Below are 19,134 nucleotides of genomic sequence, written 5' to 3'. Positions count from 1 at the left end.
ATGCAGTACATTCCGAATATACTTTTTTGCATCGCCCTTGCGGCGGGTATCGGGTATTTTACCCTTAACATCCGAAAGATAATCCGCAACATCAAGTTGGGCCAAAAGGTTGATGCTTCTGATAATATAAGCCAAAGGTGGAGCAACGTTTTCCGAATTGCGCTGGGGCAATCAAAAATGGTGGTTCGGCCCATTCCCGGTTTACTTCACATTATTGTTTATTTAGGTTTTATAATCATCAACATTGAAGTACTCGAAATAATTATAGACGGTATTTTTGGAACACACCGCATCTTTTCTTCCTTGGGAGGATTTTACGGGTTTTTAATAGCTTCCTTTGAAATATTGGCGTTACTCGTCTTTGTTTCCGTTGTACTATTTTGGTTACGAAGAAACGTTCTAAAATTGCAGCGTTTTTGGAAACCGGAAATGAAAGGCTGGCCAAAGAATGATGGAAACTTCATTCTCTATTTTGAAATGGTTTTAATGGCGCTTTTCCTTTTAATGAACGCCACGGACCTCCATTTTCAGGAAATGAATAATGGCAACATTATTTCAAAACACATTGCCGGTTTTTTCAATGGCACGCCAGAATCAACGCAGCATATAATTGAACGCACCGCATGGTGGCTGCATATTTTGGGAATATTGGTATTTCTAAATTATTTATACTTTTCAAAACACCTTCATATTATTTTGGCCTTTCCAAATGTTTACTTAGGAAAAGTAGTTCCAAAAGGGAAATTCAAAAATTTGGATTCCGTTACCGCAGAAGTAAAAATGATGATGGATCCAAATGTAGATCCATTTGCAGCACCCGCAGAAGGAGCAACCGAAGCTCCCGCAAAATTTGGCGCAAGCGATGTGATGGATTTAAACCAAATTCAATTATTGAACGCATATACCTGTACAGAATGTGGCCGCTGCACTAGTGAATGTCCCGCAAATATTACCGGTAAAAAACTTTCTCCCCGAAAAATAATGATGGACACCCGTGACCGTTTGGAAGAAGTTGGGAAGAACATCAATAAAAATGGAGAGTTTAAACCCGATGGCAAACAACTGCTGGATGATTATATTACCCGCGAAGAACTTTGGGCGTGTACAACCTGCAACGCTTGTGTTGAAGCTTGCCCGGTGAGCATCGATCCCTTGAGTATTATTATGGATATGCGCCAATATTTGGTAATGGAGCAATCTGCTGCGCCAATGGAATTGAACGGGGCAATGACAAATATTGAAAACAATGGTGCGCCTTGGCCGTATAACCAAATGGATAGATTGAATTGGAAAGATGAAAATTAATTCACTCACTGTGAAAAAATGATTAATGAAATGAAGAAAGAAGAAGTAGAAAAATTGCTGCACGAGAAAGTAGAAAAAGGCGAACACGTAAGCCCAATTCTTCCCGAAGGAATAAAAAACTACTTGATTGATATAGACGGAACAATTACCGAAGATATTCCCAATGAAGAACCGGAACGTATGGCAACTTGTTTACCGTTTCCCGATGCTTTAAAAACTTTGAATAAATGGTATGAAGAAGGCCACATTATTTGCTTTTTCACCTCGCGTACTGAAGCGCATCGCGAAGTAACCGAAACTTGGCTAAACAAACACGGTTTTAAATATCACAGCATGTTGATGGGAAAACCACGTGGCGGCAACTATCATTGGGTAGATAACCATTTGGTGAGAGCAACACGTTATAAAGGTAGATTTACAGATTTGGTAGAAAAGGAAGTAACCATTGAAGTATTTGAAGATTAATCGAAAAACTCCAAAGTTCTAAACTTTATACTTGGAACTTTAAACTTTTAACTTAAAGAAATGAGCGAACAAATAAAAGTCCCAACAATGGCTGAATATATGGCCCAAGGCAAACAACCCGAAATACTTTTTTGGGTGGGTTGTGCAGGGAGTTTTGACGACCGAGCAAAAAAAATAACCAAAGCCTTTGTGAAAATACTAAACAAGGCAAACATAGATTTCGCCGTTTTGGGGACAGAGGAAAGTTGTACCGGAGATCCAGCAAAAAGAGCCGGAAATGAATTCCTTTTCCAAATGCAGGCAATGGGCAATATTGAAGTGCTAAACGGGTATGAAGTAAAGAAAATAGTTACCGCCTGTCCGCATTGTTTCAACACCATAAAAAACGAATATCCCGGCCTTGGCGGCAATTACGAAATAATGCACCACACCCAATTCCTAAAATCCTTGATGGAAGAAGGTCGCTTAAAAGTGGAAGGTGGAAAATTCAAAGGAAAGCGAATCACATTCCACGATCCTTGCTATTTGGGAAGAGCCAATGGCGAATATGAAGCGCCTCGCGAACTGCTTCAAAAACTGGAAGTGGAATTGGTAGAAATGAAACGTTGCAAAACCCGCGGACTTTGCTGCGGTGCCGGTGGAGCGCAAATGTTCAAGGAACCCGAAGCGGGAAAAAAGGATATAAATGTAGAGCGCACCGAAGAAGCTTTGGAAACTGCGCCAAAAATTATTGCTGCGGCTTGTCCGTTTTGCAATACCATGATGACCGATGGCGTTAAGGCTAAACACGCTGAAGACAATGTTCAGGTTTTGGACATTGCTGAAATGATTGCAAATGCTGAAGATTTATAAATAATGTTGACAGATTTTAAAAACCTGCCCGATGATTCCAGAATTTGGATTTATCAGGCCAATAGAAAACTAAGCGACGATGAAGTTGCTGAAATTACACAATTATCTGAAGATTTCCTGACCAAATGGACCGCCCACGGCGCTGAACTTGAAGCGGGACTTGAAATAAAATACAATCGTTTTATAGTTTTGGGGTTGAATCAGGCAAATGCTTCGGCTTCGGGCTGTAGCATTGATGCTTCGGTCCATTTTATCCAATCCCTTCAAAAAAAATTTGATGTGGATTTGCTCGATAAAATGAACGTTACATTCTATTCTGGCGATTATATTGCTTACAAACCTTTGGCAGATTTCAGAAAAATGGCGAAGGACAAATCTGTTTCAAAAAATACCGTCGTCTTTAACAATCTAGTAAATACAAAAGCAGAATATCTTGAAAACTGGGAAGTTCCCGCTACAGAAAGTTGGCACAATAGATTTTTATCATAAAATGGACTTTAATATTATGAAGAAATTATTGCTTGCATTCCTATTTGTTACCCTGTCTTTTACGGCCTTTTCCCAGGATAAAAACCCATTGATCGTTAAAAACGATTTTCAAAACCAAAAAAAATGGGTCGATAGTATTTATGATGCTATGACTTTGGAAGAAAAAATGGGCCAACTTTTTATGGCTGATATTTTCAGTAGCGATCCAAAAGAAAAAACCGATAAAATAAAAGATTTAATTACCAATTACCATTTGGGTGGCGTTATCTTTTCAAAAGGTGGGCCAGTGCGCCAAGCCAAATTAAATAACGAATTTCAGTCCTTAGCCAAAGTTCCTTTAATGATCGGGATGGATGCAGAATGGGGGTTGGCAATGCGCCTTGATTCAACCTATGCTTTTCCTTGGAATATGACTTTGGGCGCTATTACGGACAATAAAATTATTGAAAAAGTTGGCCGTAGAATTGGTGAGCAATCCAAACGATTGGGCGTTCACATAAACTTTGCACCGGTTGTTGACATAAATACAAATCCGAAAAATCCAATAATTGGAAACCGTTCCTTTGGGGAAGATAGGGACAATGTTACCGAAAAAGCCCTCGCTTTTATGAAAGGGATGCAGGGCGCAGGAATTATGGGAAGCGCAAAACATTTTCCCGGCCATGGCGATACCGATATGGACAGCCACAAAACCTTACCGACGGTCGATTTTTCACGTGAACGATTGGACACTTTGGAACTATATCCCTATAAAAGATTGATAAACGAAGGCCTCAACAGTGTGATGATAGCACATTTGAACGTTCCTGCCTTGGAAGACCAAGCTAATTATCCATCATCACTTTCCGCAAAAGTTGTAACGGATCTATTAAAAACCGAATTGGGTTTTAACGGACTTATTTTTACGGATGCGCTTAATATGAAAGGTGCTTCAAATTTCAAAAAGCCGGGCGAAATCGAATTGGCTGCGTTTCTTGCTGGAAATGACGTCCTTTTGATTTCTGAAGATGTTCCCAAAGCGATGGAATTTCTTATTAATTCGTTTAACGAAGGCTTAATTACTGAAAAGCGATTGGCATATTCCGTAAAGAAAATTCTTTATGCAAAATATAAAGTTGGTTTAAACCACTACAAACCTATAAAAACTGCATATTTAGTTGAAGATTTGAATTCGGTGAATGATGATGCACTTTACGAAGAGGCGATGGATAACGCTTTGACAGTGATTAAAAACGATCGAGCTATTCTTCCCATTAAAGACCTTCAAAAGAAAAAAATAGCTTACGTAAATTTTGGAGACGATTCCGGGGAAGATTTTTTGAATGAACTGAAGAAATATGGCAACGTAAACTGGGTAAAGGCAAATAGTTTGGACGACTATATTCAGAAATTGAAAGAATACAATTACGTAATCATCGGTTTTCACAAAAGCAACGACAATCCTTGGAAGAAGTTTGAGTTTTCTGAAAATGAACTGGTTTGGCTTTATGAAATTGCCCGAACCAATACTGTGATACTTGATGTTTTTGCGCGGCCTTATGCAATGCTGGATTTGAAAACAACGGCCAATTTTGAAGGCGTTATTATGTCTTATCAAAACAGTAAAGTTTCGCAGCAATTGTCGGCACAATTAATTTTTGGCGCACGCGAAGCCAAAGGGAAATTACCCGTTTCCTTGGGAGAAGATTTCCCTTTAAGCAGTAGTTTAAAAACGAAATCCTTAAAACGACTTCAATACGGAACTCCAGAAAGTGTTGGCGTGAATAGTTATAAGCTCAAAAAAATAGACTCACTTGCCAATTTGGGAATTAGAGAAGGAATGTATCCCGGAGCCCAGATTCTGGTAGCCCGAAAAGGAAAGATCATTTATCAAAAGGATTTTGGTTACCACGAATACGACAAAAAAATAGCAGTTAGCGATTCCAATGTTTACGATCTTGCTTCACTGACGAAAATTCTAGCAAGTCTGCCTTTGATTATGCAGCTGGTGGATAAGGAAGAATTGAGCCTTGACACAAAGCTTTCTGAAATGCTTCCGGAGTATAAAAATTCAAACAAGGCAAATATCACTTTAAAACAAATGCTTTCGCATTATGCCAGATTAAAAGCTTGGATTCCGTTTTACCGTCACACTTTTAATGATGAAAAAACGGGTATTTCCTCAAAATACTATTCAGATATTCCGGGAAAGGATTTCAACGTGCAGGTGGCTGAAAACCTATATATGCGCAGGGATTATATGGACACTATCTACAAAGATATCCGCGAAAGCGATTTGAATCCAAAATTGGAATACAAATACAGCGATCTTCCGTATTATATTTTGAAACAGTACTTTGAGCGAAAATACGGTAAGCCATTGGAAATGATAGTACAAGAAAATATTTATGAATCCTTGGGAGCCAATTATACTGGCTACCATCCTTTGGAAAAATTTTCAAAAGACAATATTCCACCAACGGAACAGGATGATATTTTCAGAAAACAGAAAGTTCAGGGCTATGTTCACGACCAAGGGGCTGCAATGCTTGGCGGAGTGAGTGGTCATGCGGGTTTGTTCAGTAATAGTAACGATATTGCCAAAATTATGCAAATGTATTTATGGGAAGGGTTTTATGGTGGAAAACGATATTTTAAACCTGAGACCATGGCGCTTTTCAATACCTGTTATTATTGCGATAAAAACGTGAGGCGTGGCGTTGGTTTTGACAAACCCCAACTGGGAACCTCAGGACCAACCTGTGGTTGTGTGTCAATGACCAGTTTTGGACACAGTGGTTTTACGGGAACTTTTGCCTGGGCAGACCCCGAACAGGAAATTGTTTACGTATTTTTATCAAACAGAACATTTCCCGATTCAGAAAACCGAAAATTGATACAGACTGATTTGCGAAGTAAAATCCAGGAAGCGATTTATGAAGCCATAGATTATTAGCTTTAAATTTTTTCAGAAAACTTGAAACTTGAAACCTACAAAATGAAAATAGCAATAGTATGTTATCCAACCTTCGGCGGAAGTGGGGTAGTGGCCACAGAACTTGGTTTGGCACTAGCCGAAAAAGGGCACGAAATTCATTTTATTACTTACAAGCAACCCGTGCGATTGGAGTTGCTTTCAAAAAACATCCACTTTCACGAAGTTTCCGTTCCGGTTTATCCGCTTTTTCACTACCAACCCTATGAGCTTGCGCTTTCCAGTAAGTTGGTTGATATGGTGAAACTCCATAAAATTGAAGTGCTTCACGTGCATTATGCCATTCCGCATGCATATGCGGGTTATATGGCGAAGAAAATGCTGGAAGAGGATAATATATATATTCCAATGGTTACTACACTTCACGGAACCGATATTACGTTGGTTGGGAATCATCCTTTTTATAAGCCCGCCGTTACTTTCAGTATCAATAATAGCGATGTGGTAACATCTGTTTCAAAAAGTTTAAAGGAAGATACATTGCATCTTTTTGACATACGAAAGGAAATTCATGTTGTTCCTAACTTTATAGATATTCCGAAGAAAATAAACGCATTTACCGACTGTCAACGCGATATGATGGCTGATAGGGATGAACGGATCATTACCCACGTTAGTAATCTTCGGAAGGTTAAAAGGGTAAAAGATGTAATTGAGGTATTTTACCGTATTCAGAAAAAAATTCCAGCAAAGTTGATTATTGTTGGTGAAGGCCCAGAACGCGAAACCTGCGAAAAACTTTGCGCAAAAAGAGGAATAGAGGAAAAAGTATTGTTCTTGGGAAATAGCAACGAGGTGGATAAAATTCTATGCTTTACAGATCTTTTTATACTTCCTTCGGAAAAAGAGAGTTTTGGTTTGGCAGCCTTGGAAGCAATGGCTTGTGGTGTGCCCGTTATTTCAAGCAACACAGGTGGTTTGCCAGAAGTGAATATTGAAGGAGTTAGCGGATTTTTAAGTGAAGTGGGCAATGTGGATGAAATGGCAGATAATGCATTAAAGATTTTATCTTCCGATGAAATTTTAGGCAAATTTAAAAAACAAGCTATTGAAGCTGCAATGGTTTACGATACGAAGAAAATTGTGCCTTTATATGAAAAACTTTATGAGGAGGCAATCGCTAAAAAAACCACGGCAAGTTTTCAATAATTCTTTTTTATAAATTCCATAGCATTTCCGTGCATTACACGCTCTACAATGGTTTCAGCATTAATTCTGTTGAACTCATTTAGGCGTATTAGATTTTTTGAAAGATACTCATTTGCGTGGTTCAACATTTCCTCAGCCAAATCCTTCATATTTTCTGCAGTCCAAAGCCCATTAATTGGGTTCACGATTCCATCAAAATCACTGCCAATACTTTGTATTCCCCAACAAAATAGACCTTCCTTATCAAGCACTTCAGCAATATGCTGCACTTGCCGCCAAACCAATAAAGCTTTTTTGTTGAGCTGTTTGCGTTTATTGGGAAAAATCATTTTACTTTCAGAAATGGCTTTATTACTTCCTATTCTGCGTTCGTCCAATTGTATTCCAAATATGCCGTTGCTGTGGGCAATTCGTATCAATTCTTCATCATAAAAATTAATATCAATATCACAAAACCATTCTTCGTGTTCGGGGAAATCAGTTTGGTTCCATGATACTATAGAATGCTTTCCATTACACGCACCGTGACTAGCTATAATTGGTATTTTTTCGGAAACGTACTTTGTATCCAGCAATTTATAATAAGCCTTTCGCGATGGCGTACTCAAATGCTTTATATCTATGGGGATTCTCTTTCCTTCTGTATCGTCAAGCAATAAATCTATGACTTCATATCCCAGTTCAGTTATGCCGCTATTTAGACCCCGATCTTGGTTCTTTTTTATCATTCCCATTGTAATGCTGCGCGCATGTCCGCAGAGTTCGTTGTAAAAATGATGGGCAAGTGTAAGAAACATAGGGCGATGTTCCCAATTTTTTATAGCATTAACATTCCCTATAACTTCCGTTCGGCTGGCCATATCCTTATTCATGTCCAAACCACTATTGAAACTATGGCCGCCTTCAATGGTAATAACAATATTTATTATCTTTTTAAAATCCGTTTCCTGTGCAAAATTGCTTTCAATATCTTTATAATTCCTCACAAGCCTGTAGGTATAGATTGTTCCATCAATATTTTCGACTTGATTGTGCAATTGCTGATAATAATGGTACTCATCCATTAAATCCATGAAATAATCATTATTGCTTCGTATATAATCCATTCGGGATTGGCTAATACTTGCAGCAAGATTTACCATTACATCTGTAACGCCTTTCACACCAATAATCTCTTTTCCGAAAAAATGCTTTTCAAAAGGATACAGAGCAACCACAACTACTTTGGCTTTGGATTTTGCCAAAGCAGTTAAATCTGTTTGGGTAAATTTGGTAAGGGTAACAATTCTGTTTACAAATTTTTCGAGAAAATTTGGCGGACTGTAGTGCCAAATGGAATTTTTCCGGTTCGGGTCCAGCGCGTTTTGTTTAGTGGGATTATATTTAAAACTTTTGCTGTACGGTTTTAACGAGGGATGACAATGTATATCTACATAGTGCTTTTCCATAATCTTAATTTATTGAATTTCATAAAATTGCAACAAATTTTAATAGTAACAAACAGGATTTTCCCTGTTTTTTAAAAGGGAAAAGCCCCATTTCAAGGTGGGGCTTTTCTTTCAAAATAATATGGATTGATTTTCTAAAACTGGTACCGCGCACTCAAACCTACGTCAAAACTAACGTCATCTCTATAACCCAAATTTGCTTGTGGTCTAAAATCGAAAGAAATAAGTAACGGAAAATCAAAATTATATTCAATCCCAACATCTCCAGTTAAAAAGCCAAACGCTTCCGAATCATTATATCTATCATCGTATGGATAATCTTTATGCTTTCTGTCATAACTTACAATACCTGCTCCCAAACCCGGGCCAGCATACCAATTAAAGCCACCATCAATATTCCAAACCCATTGATAAATACCGGTAAATTTTACGGCATCCCAATAACGTTTGCTGTGAAATGCCAAACCAAGTTCCAATCGGTTATTATCACCAACGGCACGCTGATAGTTAACTTCGGGACCAAAACCATCGCTTTCACTAAGGCGAATCCCGATTGCATTCTTTGAAATTTCTTGAGCGTTGGCTTGCGAGCCAAGTCCAATAATTAGCAATATTAATAAAATTGATTTTTTCATAATTTTTCTTTTAGTTATAAACGTTGTAAAAATAGGTCTATTATTAAGTGTTAATAGTTAACGCGATGCTAATCCACACTGTAAAATTTACAAAGTTTTGTTAAGGATTTTTCTACATTTACAGTTCCAGCTATGAAAAGAAAACTTCAGGATTTTGAAAGAATATTTAATGGTGAATTTTTCACAGATTCACTTCACACAAGTATTTATGCCACAGATGCTTCCGTATATCGAAAAATTCCACTTGCAGTTGCCTATCCAAAAAATGATGAAGCAATCAAACAATTAATTGATTTTGCTTCAAAAAACAAAACCTCGCTAATTCCCAGAACCTCTGGCACTTCCCTAGCAGGGCAATGCGTTGGCGATGGAATCGTGGTTGATGTTTCAAAACATTTCACCAAGATTTTATCCGTTGACGTTGAAAAGAGAACGGTAACGCTTCAGCCCGGAGTTATTCGCGATGAACTAAATGCCCATTTAAAACCATTCGGGCTTTTCTTCGGTCCAAATACTTCTACCAGCAATCGTTGTATGATTGGCGGAATGGTCGGCAATAATAGCAGCGGAACAACCTCAATTCAGTATGGAGTAACGCGCGATAAAGTTTTAAAATTGAAAACTGTACTTTCCGACGGCAGTGAAGCTGTTTTTGAATCCCTTCCAAAAGAAGCTTTTTTGAATAAAACAGAGTTAAATTCCTTGGAAGGAAAAATTTGTAAAACCCTTTATAATGAATTGATTTCTAAAGATACACAAAAGGAGATCTGGAAAGAATTTCCAAAGCCAGAAATACACCGAAGAAATACGGGCTATGCGGTTGATAGTTTGCTGAATACGTCTGTTTTCGGGGATTTCAATGAAGAAATAAATATTTGTAATCTCTTATGCGGAAGCGAGGGAACCCTTGCGTTTACAACAGAAATCACACTTCAGCTAGACCTATTGCCTCCCAAATATACCGCAATGGTTGCAACACATTATAAAAACCTTGAAGACTGTCTGAATGATGTGGTTGTTGCAATGCAATACAATTTGCATACCTGCGAAATGATGGACAATGTGATTTTGGACTGTACCAAAAAAAACAAAACTTACGAGCCGTACCGTTTTTTTGTGGAAGGCAATCCAAAGGCAATTCTTTTGCTGGAGTTAAAGAGTACTTCGGAAGAAGATTTGGAAAAGCAAATAGATTCCTTAGTTGGGGCATTAAATATATCTAATTACAGTTATCACAATCCCGTTTTGAGGGGCGAGGAAATTGATATGGCGCTCGAACTTCGAAAAGCGGGGTTGGGTTTATTGGGAAATATGGTCGGAGACCGAAAAGCTGTAGCCTGTATTGAAGATACAGCCGTGGCTTTGGAAGATTTACCTGCCTATATAAATGAATTTTCCGCGTTGATGAAAAACTACAATCAACAAGCGGTTTATTATGCACACGCAGGTGCGGGCGAGCTGCACTTGAGGCCAATCCTTAATTTGAAGGAAATGGAAGGTGTGGAGTATTTTAGAAATATTACCACAGATGTTGCAAAACTTTGCAAAAAATATAAAGGTTCCTTTTCTGGCGAACACGGTGATGGCATTGTTCGCGCGGAGTTTATACCATTTATGATTGGAGAAAAAAATTATGGTCTTTTAAAGCGAATTAAATCAGCTTTCGATCCCCAAAACATATTCAATCCCGGGAAAATTGTTGATGCCTATAAAATGGACGAATCACTTCGCTATGAAATTGACAGAAAAGAGCCCGACATAGAAACCTTGCTGGATTTTAGTGATTCTGAAGGAATTCTTCGTCTTGCAGAAAAATGCAACGGCAGCGGAGATTGCAGAAAAACTGAAAATGCTTCCGGAGCAATGTGCCCCAGCTATCATGCCACAAAAAACGAAAAAGATACAACCCGAGCCCGAGCGAATGCGTTACGGGAGGTTTTGACTAACAATGGAACTGCAAATAAGTTCAATTCCGAAGAATTAAAAGAAGTCTTTGATCTTTGTATAAGCTGTAAAGCCTGCGCCAGCGAATGTCCCAGCAATGTGGATATAAGCACTGCTAAAGCTGAATTTTTATATCAGTACAATAAAACAAATGGTATTTCATTTTCAAATAAATTATTCGGAAAAAGTACGAAACTGAATAAAATGGCTTCAAGGTTTCCGAGACTTTCAAATTGGTTTTTTTCGAATGATTTTACTTCAAAAATAATTAAGAATATAGGTGGTATCCATAAAAATCGGTTCTTACCAAAAGTTTCCATTAAAAGTTTCAGTAATGTTATACAAAGCAATAAAAATCAAATAATTACAGCATATTCAGTTGAAAAGAAAATTTACAAAAATGTATTGCTATTTGTTGATGAATTAAGCAATTATTTGGATGCTGAAATTGCACTGGATTCTTTTCTTCTTTTAACGGGTTTAGGCTACAAAGTAACCGTTGTTGATACCTTGGACAGTGGAAGGGCATTAATATCAAAAGGGTTTTTGGAGGAAGCAAAAAAAGAAGTCGATAAAAACATATTTTATTTAATGGATAGGGTTTCGGAAACAACTCCGCTTGTAGGTATTGAACCCTCAGCAATCTTATCTTTTCGAGACGAATATCTTCGTTTGGCGGACGATAAAACTGCTGCTGAAAACATTTCAAAAAGCACCTTTTTAATAGAAGAATTTTTGGCTACTGAGATTCAAACCGGAAACATTTTTTCTGCCCAGTTCACTTCCGAAGAAAAACATATTAAGATCCATTCGCATTGCCATCAAAAATCATTAAGCAACCAAAAAGTTACTTTTGATATTTTAAACCTTCCCGAAAATTACAAGCCAACAATCATTCCTTCGGGTTGCTGCGGGATGGCTGGAAGTTTTGGCTATGAAAAAGAACATTACGATATAAGTATGAAAATAGGGGAGTTGAAGCTTTTCCCTTCAGTAAGAAAATCTAGTAATGAAACAATTATTTCAGCCAACGGAACAAGCTGCAGACATCAAATTTTTGACGGTACGGGCAGGAAAGCATTGCATCCAGTAACCATTTTGAAAAATGCTCTAAAAAGTTAGTTTAGAGCAGCGTTTTGAAAGCTTTCATTGCAGCTACCATACTTTCAAAACCTTCGTTTTCTTCCTCAAATAAAATTTCCTCCGGAATAAATATATTTTGACGGTCATTATATGAATATAAGTTCCATCGTTCGTTATTATACTCCAGAGCTGTAAGATTTTCCACCCAATCACCGCTATTTAAATATTGGCAACTTCCTTTTGGCGTTTTCACTTTTTTAATGCAAGGTTGATGGATATGACCGCATACCACATAGTCAAAGTCATTGTCAATGGCCAAGTCTGTTGCCGTTGTTTCAAAGTCGTCTATAAATTTGATTGCACTTTTTACGCTATTCTTTATTTTTTTTGACAATGAATATTTTTCACGACCAAATTTTTCCAAAAAATAGTTTATAAATCTATTTATAAGAATTAAAAAATCATAACCCCAACCTCCAAGTTTTGCAATCCATTTGGCATGCTGTATGGAAGCGTCAAAAACATCCCCGTGAAAAAACCAAGCTTTTTTTCCGTCTAAATTGAGCAACAATTTATCTATTATTTGGATATTACCCATTTTGGTATTACTGAACCTGCGGAGTTTTTCGTCATGATTTCCTGTTATGTAATAAACCTTGGCTCCCTTTGTGGCAAATGATAATAGTTTTTTTATGATTAAGAGATGCGCCTTTGGGAAATATCGCTTTCTGAATTGCCAAATATCAATAATATCACCATTTAGAATTATTTTTTTGGGCTTTATAGAGTTTAAATAGTTTAGAAGTTCTTTGGCGTGACAGCCGTAAGTTCCTAAATGGACGTCAGATATTACAACAAGTTCAACTTTTCTTTTCAAGTAGAAATATTTATGAAACAAATTTCCAAAAATCAGTTGGCAAACATTTTATGTGAATGTTACGCTTGGTGTGCTTTAGCGTTATTTGGAATGCAGAATGTTTCCAAAAGATTAAGAATACCGTTTATTTTCATTATTCGTTACTATCGTTTACATTTGTTGAAAACACATCTATGGCGGGCAATTCCTTCGGAAAAATTTTTAAACTCACCACTTTTGGAGAATCGCACGGTTCCGCTATTGGCGGAATCATAGAGGGTTGTCCCGCAGGACTTTCCCTCGATTTTGAAGCAATCAATTTTGAAATGCAACGCCGAAAACCTGGCCAATCTGCTATAGTTACCCAAAGGAAAGAGGAAGATGAAGTAAAATTTCTCTCAGGGATTTTTGATGGAAAAACCACGGGAACGCCCATTGGATTCATTATTGAAAATACCGATCAGAAAAGTAAGGATTACAGCCATATAAAAGACATTTACCGTCCATCACACGCTGATTATACCTATGATAAAAAATACGGAATTCGCGACTATCGCGGCGGTGGCCGTTCTTCTGCACGTGAAACCGCTTGTAGGGTTGTTGCCGGAGCAATAGCGAAACAATTATTGGCAGGAGTTAAAATTACAGCTTATGTTTCTTCAGTTGGGGAAATGGAGCTTAAACAGCATTATTCAGAACTTGACTTTTCAGAAATAGAAAAAAATCCCGTCCGTTGCCCAAATGCTGAAATGGCTTCAAAAATGGAAGATTATATAAAATCTATCAGAAAAGAAGGGAATACCATTGGCGGAATTGTGAGTTGTGTGATCCAAAATGTACCCATAGGTTTGGGCGAACCGGTTTTCGACAAACTGCATGCCGAATTGGGCAAAGCAATGCTTTCCATAAACGCCGTAAAAGGCTTTGAATACGGAAGCGGTTTTGCAGGAACGAGAATGAAAGGCAGTGAACACAATGATGCTTTTAATGAAGATGGAAGTACGAAAAGCAATTACAGTGGTGGAATACAGGGCGGAATAAGCAACGGGGAAGATATTTATTTTAATGTTGCTTTTAAACCTGTTGCAACCATTATGCAAAAACAAGAAACCATAGATAACAAAGGAAACAAAGCCGAAGCCGAAGGAAAAGGCAGGCACGACCCTTGTGTCGTTCCGCGAGCAGTACCTATTGTGGAAGCAATGGCAGCATTGGTTTTGGCAGATTTCTATTTATTGAACAAAATTTCAAGATTTTAAAAAACGTAAAATTTATATGAAAAAATTAGCGCTACACTGGAAAATAATCATCGGATTGGTTTTAGGAATAATCTGGGCATTGCTTTCCAGCCAATTGGGATGGAGTGAATTCACCATTGATTGGATAGCGCCTTTTGGTAAAATCTTTATCAATCTTTTAAAATTGATTGCCGTTCCGTTGGTACTAGTTTCAATTATCAGTGGCGTTGCAAACATTGGCGACGCTTCCAGTTTGGGAAGAATGGGAGGGAAGACCTTACTTGCATATTTGTTGACTACCCTTTTTGCCGTGGGAATGGGGTTGGCGCTCGTAAATATTATCCAACCGGGAAAATTGATTGATGAGCAAAGCAGAATTGATAACAGAATAAGTTATGAAATTTGGGCAGCATCGGAAGGTCATCAAATAAAAGACGGAATAAATTATTTGCAGGATCCAGCTTTCTTTGAACGTGCACAAAAAATCACAGATCTTTCAAAAGGTGAGCTTCGGGATGCCTCCGTAACCGAAAAAATGCAAACTGCTGAACAAACAAAGGAAACAACTCCTTTACAACCTTTGGTAGATTTGGTTCCCGAAAACTTTTTCTTTTCACTGACAAACAATGGGTTGATGCTTCAGATTATTTTCTTCGGAATTTTCTTTGGGGTCTGTTTGCTTCTTATACCAAACGAAAAATCGCAGCCTGTAACGGCATTTATGGACAGCGCGATGGAGGTGTTTTTAAAAATGGTAGATTTAGTGATGCAGGCAGCACCTTTTTTCGTATTTGCACTTTTGGCGGGTGTTGTGAGCAAAATGGCGGGAGACGATATTGGTAAGGTTTATGAGATATTTAAAGGTTTAAGTTGGTATTCGCTTACTGTGTTTATAGGGTTGATGTTGATGATTTTCATAGTTTATCCAATTTTGATGAAACTTTTTGTAAAGAAAATTCCTTATAAAGGATTTTTTAAAGCAATGGCTCCTGCGCAAACATTGGCATTTTCAACATCAAGCAGTGCCGCCACCTTGCCTGTAACGATGGAATGTGTTGAAGAAAATTTAGGTGTCGATAAAAAGATTACCAGTTTTGTTTTGCCAATTGGCGCTACAGTAAATATGGACGGAACCTGTTTATATCAAGCGGTAGCGGTTGTTTTTCTTGCACAGTTGCATATGATTGATTTAACGTTAGGGCAACAACTAACCATTGTACTTACGGCAACTTTGGCATCAATTGGTTCAGCCGCCGTGCCAAGTGCAGGTTTGGTGATGTTAATAATAGTTTTGGAATCGGTTGGGCTAAATCCGGCTTGGATTGCTATTATTTTTCCAGTTGATAGAATTTTGGATATGTTCCGCACTATAGTAAACGTTACGGGTGATGCAACGGTATGCACCATAATTGCGGATGGTGAAGGGATGCTTAATTATGATCCACAGGAAAACCCTTCTGAAACCTTCGATTTAGATTCATAATTTTTTAAAAGAATTAATTTTAACACATTCGTGTTTTAATAAAACACAAGAATTCATTAAATTAGATAATTACTTCTCCCCGGCAATAAGTGCCCGATCTAATCTTTATTTTGAATTTACCTTCTTAGCTATGACTAAATATCATAGTTATGAAAACAATTGTCTTAGTTTTTTGTGCTGGCTTTACAATCTGGAATGTATTTGGCCAGGTGGGGATTGGAACAGTAAACCCCAGTAGTTCTTCAATGCTTGAAGTTAGTAGTACCTCTGATGGCGGTGTTACTTATAAAGGTATAATGCCGCCGCGGGTGGAAGTTGCTGCAGAACGTGATTTAATAAATCCTTCCACTAACGATGTTGGTTTAATGATTTTTGTAGAGTCTATTGGATGTCTGCAAATTTGGAACGGCACAAATTGGGAAAATATTTATTGCTTAGATAGAATAGCCGTTGAACCTTGGATCAATGAATTTCATTATGACAATGTTGGTGGAGACGTTGGCGAGTTTGTTGAGATTGCAGGACCAACAGGTTTAGATTTGAGCAATTATCGATTATTATTTTATAATGGAGCAAATGGAACTGTTTATTACGGGCTCACTTTATCAGGAATAATTGACAATGAATCTAATAACTTTGGCGCAGTGAGCTTTCCATATAACAATATCCAAAATGGCCCTGATGGTATTGCTTTGATTAAAATTTCCAACAGTGAAGTTCTTCAATTTATAAGTTATGAAGGTTCTTTTCTTGCCACTGCAAATGTTGCAGATGGTTTAATGTCAATAGATATTGGCGTTCAAGAATCTGATGCCACAACACCAATTGGTTATTCATTGCAACTCACGGGAACGGGCAATACATATGGTGATTTTAACTGGAATGCCCCAGCAGATGACTCACCGGGAGACTTGAATGTTGGACAAAATATTAATTAAAAGAAGCGGCGATGCATTGATGCATCGCCGCTTTTAAATTTACAAATAAACCTTTTTAAATTTTGGATATTTCACAGTATAGGTAAACTCCTTTTTATCTGAAGCATTCGCTTGAAGGTCAATTTTCCAACGCATAATCCCTGTTTTATCATTGTATTCGGAAGAACCAGTTTCAATATCTTCTACTTTAATTTCCTTGTTTTCAGAAATTGGAATTCTATCTTCTACAACCAAGGTTATCGGCGTGTTTTTATTGTTTTTCACTTCTAGTTTATATCCTTTATCAACGATTCTCGTTGCACCCAAAAAGGACTTGCTCTTAAAATTTTCCAGTTTTTCACGTTTCACTATTATATTTGGATCAATTCCCAAGGAAAGGTTCAAACTATCTGCTGTAGCTTGTGGATTGATAATTGACTTTCCTGCATAACTTCCTTCAAAATAGATATTTGCTTCGCCGGTTAAAAGGTCAAATTTTTCCCAGTTTTTTATGGTTGCCGTAAGAAAAACATTTTCGTTCAACTCTGGCGCTGCATAATATTGATAATTGGCTGAAAGTTCAAAATTGTCAACCTCTATCACGGTAATTTCTGCGTTGGATTTGATAGTGTATTTTTCCTTTATTTCGAAACGTGTATTGGTTATTCCAGTTTCTTTAATTGAAGTAGAAATTTCCTCAGGTTTCTTTGTGGTAATTAAAACAACCCCATTTGCTCCACGAGAACCGTATATTGCAGTTGCTGAAGCGTCTTTTAAAACTCTTATATCTGCAATTGAATTATCGTCTAAATACTGGACATCGCTTTCTGAAACTGGTTGTCCATCCAAAACATAGAGCGGAGAAGAACCAGCATTAAGTGAACTCATTCCTCTTATACGCACAAAAGTTCCTTGCCCAGGTCTTCCATTAGCGCCTGTTACTTGAACGCCCGCAGCTTTTCCAGAAAGGGCTTTATCAAGCGAATTATTTGTTTTTCCATAACCAGTAACAACAACTTCCTCTAAAACAGCTCCGGGTTTTAAATTAACATTCATTGCGCTTGCATAGATAGGAAGCGTTTCAGTTTCAAAACCTACATAACTATAAGCAAGTTCACGGGAACCTTGAATATCCAAAGTATAATGTCCATCAAAATCTGTTTGCGTGCCGTTTGATGTTCCAACCTCTATCACATTTACTCCCGGCAACGGCAAACCAGTATCGTCGATAACAGTTCCGGTAACACGGCGGATCGTGGGGTTGTATTTGTATTTGCTATTGCGAACGGGAGTTGTGCTTGCATAGCTTTTATTGTTGAAATTTAAATACTTCGGAAAAATTGAGGGCTTAATATTATTGGTATTTGGATCGCCCGTTGACAATACCACATTTACGTTTTCCCAATCCGTCCCGCTTTGTTGATATACATTGGCTTTATATGAAAATTCAATAGGTGAGGAGGTATTTATCGCGCGAATATCATACAAGGGAAACCAGCCCGCATTTTTAATGTTGTACTTAATGTTCAAAACAAGGTTTGTGGGTTTTGGGGAATTAAGCTTCAAGGTTATTTCGCCACGCTGTTCTTTTTTGGAATCGTCCAACTTCAGTAGTTCGTTTTGATGGTCGGTGATTTTATTTTTTAAATCGGTTATTAATTGATACTGTTTGTAAATAGCGTTTTTAATTTCTGTTGTACGGTTTCTGTAATAAACTGACATTTCCTTAACTTTTTCAAGAGAAAGGTCCGTTGCATCGCTATTAATTTTTTGGTTTTGCTGCAATAATTGCAATTCTTGCTTAAAACCGTCAATAACATTTTCAACCTCGTTTTTTTGTGTTTCCAGATTTTCCAAAGCATTTTTTAAAGTTTTGTATTCTTCAGAAACCTCTTTCTTTTCGAGATAATCTATATTGAATACTATTGAAAGAATGGAAGTATTTCCAAGACCCGAAATCTGAATACTATTCTCATCAATATCTGGAGAAAGGTTATTGAAAACAAAAATGTTTTCGCCTGAAATAAGGTTTACGGAAGAATTCCGCTCTATGGAAGCACCTTCCAAATAAACGGTAACTTTTTCAATTTTTGAAGTTGTAGGTTTTTCCGAATTCGCAAACAAAACGAAAGGAAATAGAACGAAGAACAATGTAAGATTTTTCATGGTGATGGTTTTTATTTGTTATGGAACCAAAACTATCACCACACTTTTAAAATAAATAATCCCATTGAGCAAAATAGACTTTTGAAGTAGGGAACTGGTATTACTGGTTATTTGGGGCATTAATATTATA

The 19,134-nt window shown here is 37.5% G+C and carries 14 protein-coding genes; 10 read left to right on the top strand and 4 right to left on the bottom strand.

The window, feature by feature from the left end; translation table 11 throughout:
• From A7A78_RS00560 to bshA, 6 genes are read left to right on the top strand one after another with little or no spacing between them, the layout of a single operon-like run.
• Positions 1-1,305, top strand: a complete 1,305-nt coding sequence (locus A7A78_RS00560; RefSeq protein ID WP_068760202.1) for a 4Fe-4S dicluster domain-containing protein — start codon at positions 1-3, stop codon at positions 1,303-1,305.
• Between the two features lie 30 nt (positions 1,306-1,335).
• Positions 1,336-1,770, top strand: a complete 435-nt coding sequence (locus tag A7A78_RS00555; RefSeq protein ID WP_068760879.1) for an LNS2 domain-containing protein — start codon at positions 1,336-1,338, stop codon at positions 1,768-1,770.
• A gap of 60 nt (positions 1,771-1,830) precedes the next feature.
• On the top strand, positions 1,831-2,622 hold the full coding sequence (locus A7A78_RS00550; RefSeq protein WP_068760200.1) for a (Fe-S)-binding protein: 792 nt from the start codon (positions 1,831-1,833) through the stop codon (positions 2,620-2,622).
• Between the two features lie 3 nt (positions 2,623-2,625).
• Positions 2,626-3,111 carry an ABC transporter ATPase gene (locus A7A78_RS00545; RefSeq protein WP_068760198.1) on the top strand — a complete coding sequence of 162 codons (486 nt, stop codon included), beginning with the start codon at positions 2,626-2,628 and terminating at the stop codon, positions 3,109-3,111.
• A gap of 16 nt (positions 3,112-3,127) precedes the next feature.
• Positions 3,128-6,046, top strand: a complete 2,919-nt coding sequence (locus A7A78_RS00540; protein WP_068760196.1) for a serine hydrolase domain-containing protein — start codon at positions 3,128-3,130, stop codon at positions 6,044-6,046.
• Between the two features lie 42 nt (positions 6,047-6,088).
• Entirely contained in the window at positions 6,089-7,234 is a 1,146-nt protein-coding gene (gene bshA / locus A7A78_RS00535) for an N-acetyl-alpha-D-glucosaminyl L-malate synthase BshA (RefSeq protein WP_068760878.1), read from the top strand.
• On the opposite strand, the gene A7A78_RS00530 is transcribed toward bshA, so the two are convergent.
• Positions 7,228-8,682, bottom strand: coding sequence for an amidohydrolase family protein (locus tag A7A78_RS00530; RefSeq protein WP_068760194.1), 1,455 nt, complete (start codon positions 8,680-8,682; stop codon positions 7,228-7,230). The genes bshA and A7A78_RS00530 overlap by 7 nt on opposite strands.
• Positions 8,683-8,816: 134 nt before the next feature.
• On the bottom strand, positions 8,817-9,317 hold the full coding sequence (locus A7A78_RS00525; protein ID WP_068760192.1) for a hypothetical protein: 501 nt from the start codon (positions 9,315-9,317) through the stop codon (positions 8,817-8,819).
• A 132-nt stretch (positions 9,318-9,449) separates the two neighbouring features.
• On the opposite strand from A7A78_RS00525, the gene A7A78_RS00520 reads away from it, so the two are divergent.
• A complete protein-coding gene (locus tag A7A78_RS00520; RefSeq protein ID WP_068760190.1) occupies positions 9,450-12,383 on the top strand; it encodes an FAD-binding and (Fe-S)-binding domain-containing protein in 2,934 nt (977 codons plus the stop codon).
• A 1-nt stretch (position 12,384) separates the two neighbouring features.
• Here the strand turns inward: A7A78_RS00520 and A7A78_RS00515 are convergent, their stop codons facing one another.
• Positions 12,385-13,221, bottom strand: coding sequence for a UDP-2,3-diacylglucosamine diphosphatase (locus A7A78_RS00515; protein WP_068760188.1), 837 nt, complete (start codon positions 13,219-13,221; stop codon positions 12,385-12,387).
• Positions 13,222-13,394: 173 nt separating this feature from the next.
• Between A7A78_RS00515 and aroC the strand changes: the two genes are divergently transcribed.
• The 3 genes from aroC to A7A78_RS00500 all read left to right on the top strand — a co-directional run bounded on the left by aroC (position 13,395) and on the right by A7A78_RS00500 (position 16,859).
• Entirely contained in the window at positions 13,395-14,459 is a 1,065-nt protein-coding gene (aroC, locus tag A7A78_RS00510) for a chorismate synthase (RefSeq protein WP_068760186.1), read from the top strand.
• A gap of 16 nt (positions 14,460-14,475) precedes the next feature.
• Complete coding sequence (locus tag A7A78_RS00505; protein WP_068760184.1) at positions 14,476-15,921, top strand: dicarboxylate/amino acid:cation symporter; 1,446 nt, start codon at positions 14,476-14,478, stop codon at positions 15,919-15,921.
• Positions 15,922-16,070: 149 nt separating this feature from the next.
• Entirely contained in the window at positions 16,071-16,859 is a 789-nt protein-coding gene (locus A7A78_RS00500; RefSeq protein ID WP_068760182.1) for a hypothetical protein, read from the top strand.
• A gap of 39 nt (positions 16,860-16,898) precedes the next feature.
• On the opposite strand, the gene A7A78_RS00495 is transcribed toward A7A78_RS00500, so the two are convergent.
• A complete protein-coding gene (locus tag A7A78_RS00495) occupies positions 16,899-19,004 on the bottom strand; it encodes a DUF4139 domain-containing protein (RefSeq protein ID WP_068760180.1) in 2,106 nt (701 codons plus the stop codon).
• Between the last annotated feature and the right edge of the window lie 130 nt (positions 19,005-19,134).

Source organism: Aequorivita soesokkakensis (genome assembly GCF_001641085.1).
Classification (GTDB): domain Bacteria; phylum Bacteroidota; class Bacteroidia; order Flavobacteriales; family Flavobacteriaceae; genus Aequorivita; species Aequorivita soesokkakensis.
This window is presented reverse-complemented; position numbering and strand designations above follow the sequence as displayed.

Coding starts and splice junctions, on each gene's coding strand:
- A7A78_RS00560 (WP_068760202.1), top strand. CDS start 1: ATGCAGTACATTCCGAATATACTTTTTTGCATCGCCCTTGCGGCGGGT.
- A7A78_RS00555 (WP_068760879.1), top strand. CDS start 1,336: ATGAAGAAAGAAGAAGTAGAAAAATTGCTGCACGAGAAAGTAGAAAAA.
- A7A78_RS00550 (WP_068760200.1), top strand. CDS start 1,831: ATGAGCGAACAAATAAAAGTCCCAACAATGGCTGAATATATGGCCCAA.
- A7A78_RS00545 (WP_068760198.1), top strand. CDS start 2,626: ATGTTGACAGATTTTAAAAACCTGCCCGATGATTCCAGAATTTGGATT.
- A7A78_RS00540 (WP_068760196.1), top strand. CDS start 3,128: ATGAAGAAATTATTGCTTGCATTCCTATTTGTTACCCTGTCTTTTACG.
- bshA (WP_068760878.1), top strand. CDS start 6,089: ATGAAAATAGCAATAGTATGTTATCCAACCTTCGGCGGAAGTGGGGTA.
- A7A78_RS00530 (WP_068760194.1), bottom strand. CDS start 8,682: ATGGAAAAGCACTATGTAGATATACATTGTCATCCCTCGTTAAAACCG.
- A7A78_RS00525 (WP_068760192.1), bottom strand. CDS start 9,317: ATGAAAAAATCAATTTTATTAATATTGCTAATTATTGGACTTGGCTCG.
- A7A78_RS00520 (WP_068760190.1), top strand. CDS start 9,450: ATGAAAAGAAAACTTCAGGATTTTGAAAGAATATTTAATGGTGAATTT.
- aroC (WP_068760186.1), top strand. CDS start 13,395: ATGGCGGGCAATTCCTTCGGAAAAATTTTTAAACTCACCACTTTTGGA.
- A7A78_RS00505 (WP_068760184.1), top strand. CDS start 14,476: ATGAAAAAATTAGCGCTACACTGGAAAATAATCATCGGATTGGTTTTA.
- A7A78_RS00500 (WP_068760182.1), top strand. CDS start 16,071: ATGAAAACAATTGTCTTAGTTTTTTGTGCTGGCTTTACAATCTGGAAT.
- A7A78_RS00495 (WP_068760180.1), bottom strand. CDS start 19,004: ATGAAAAATCTTACATTGTTCTTCGTTCTATTTCCTTTCGTTTTGTTT.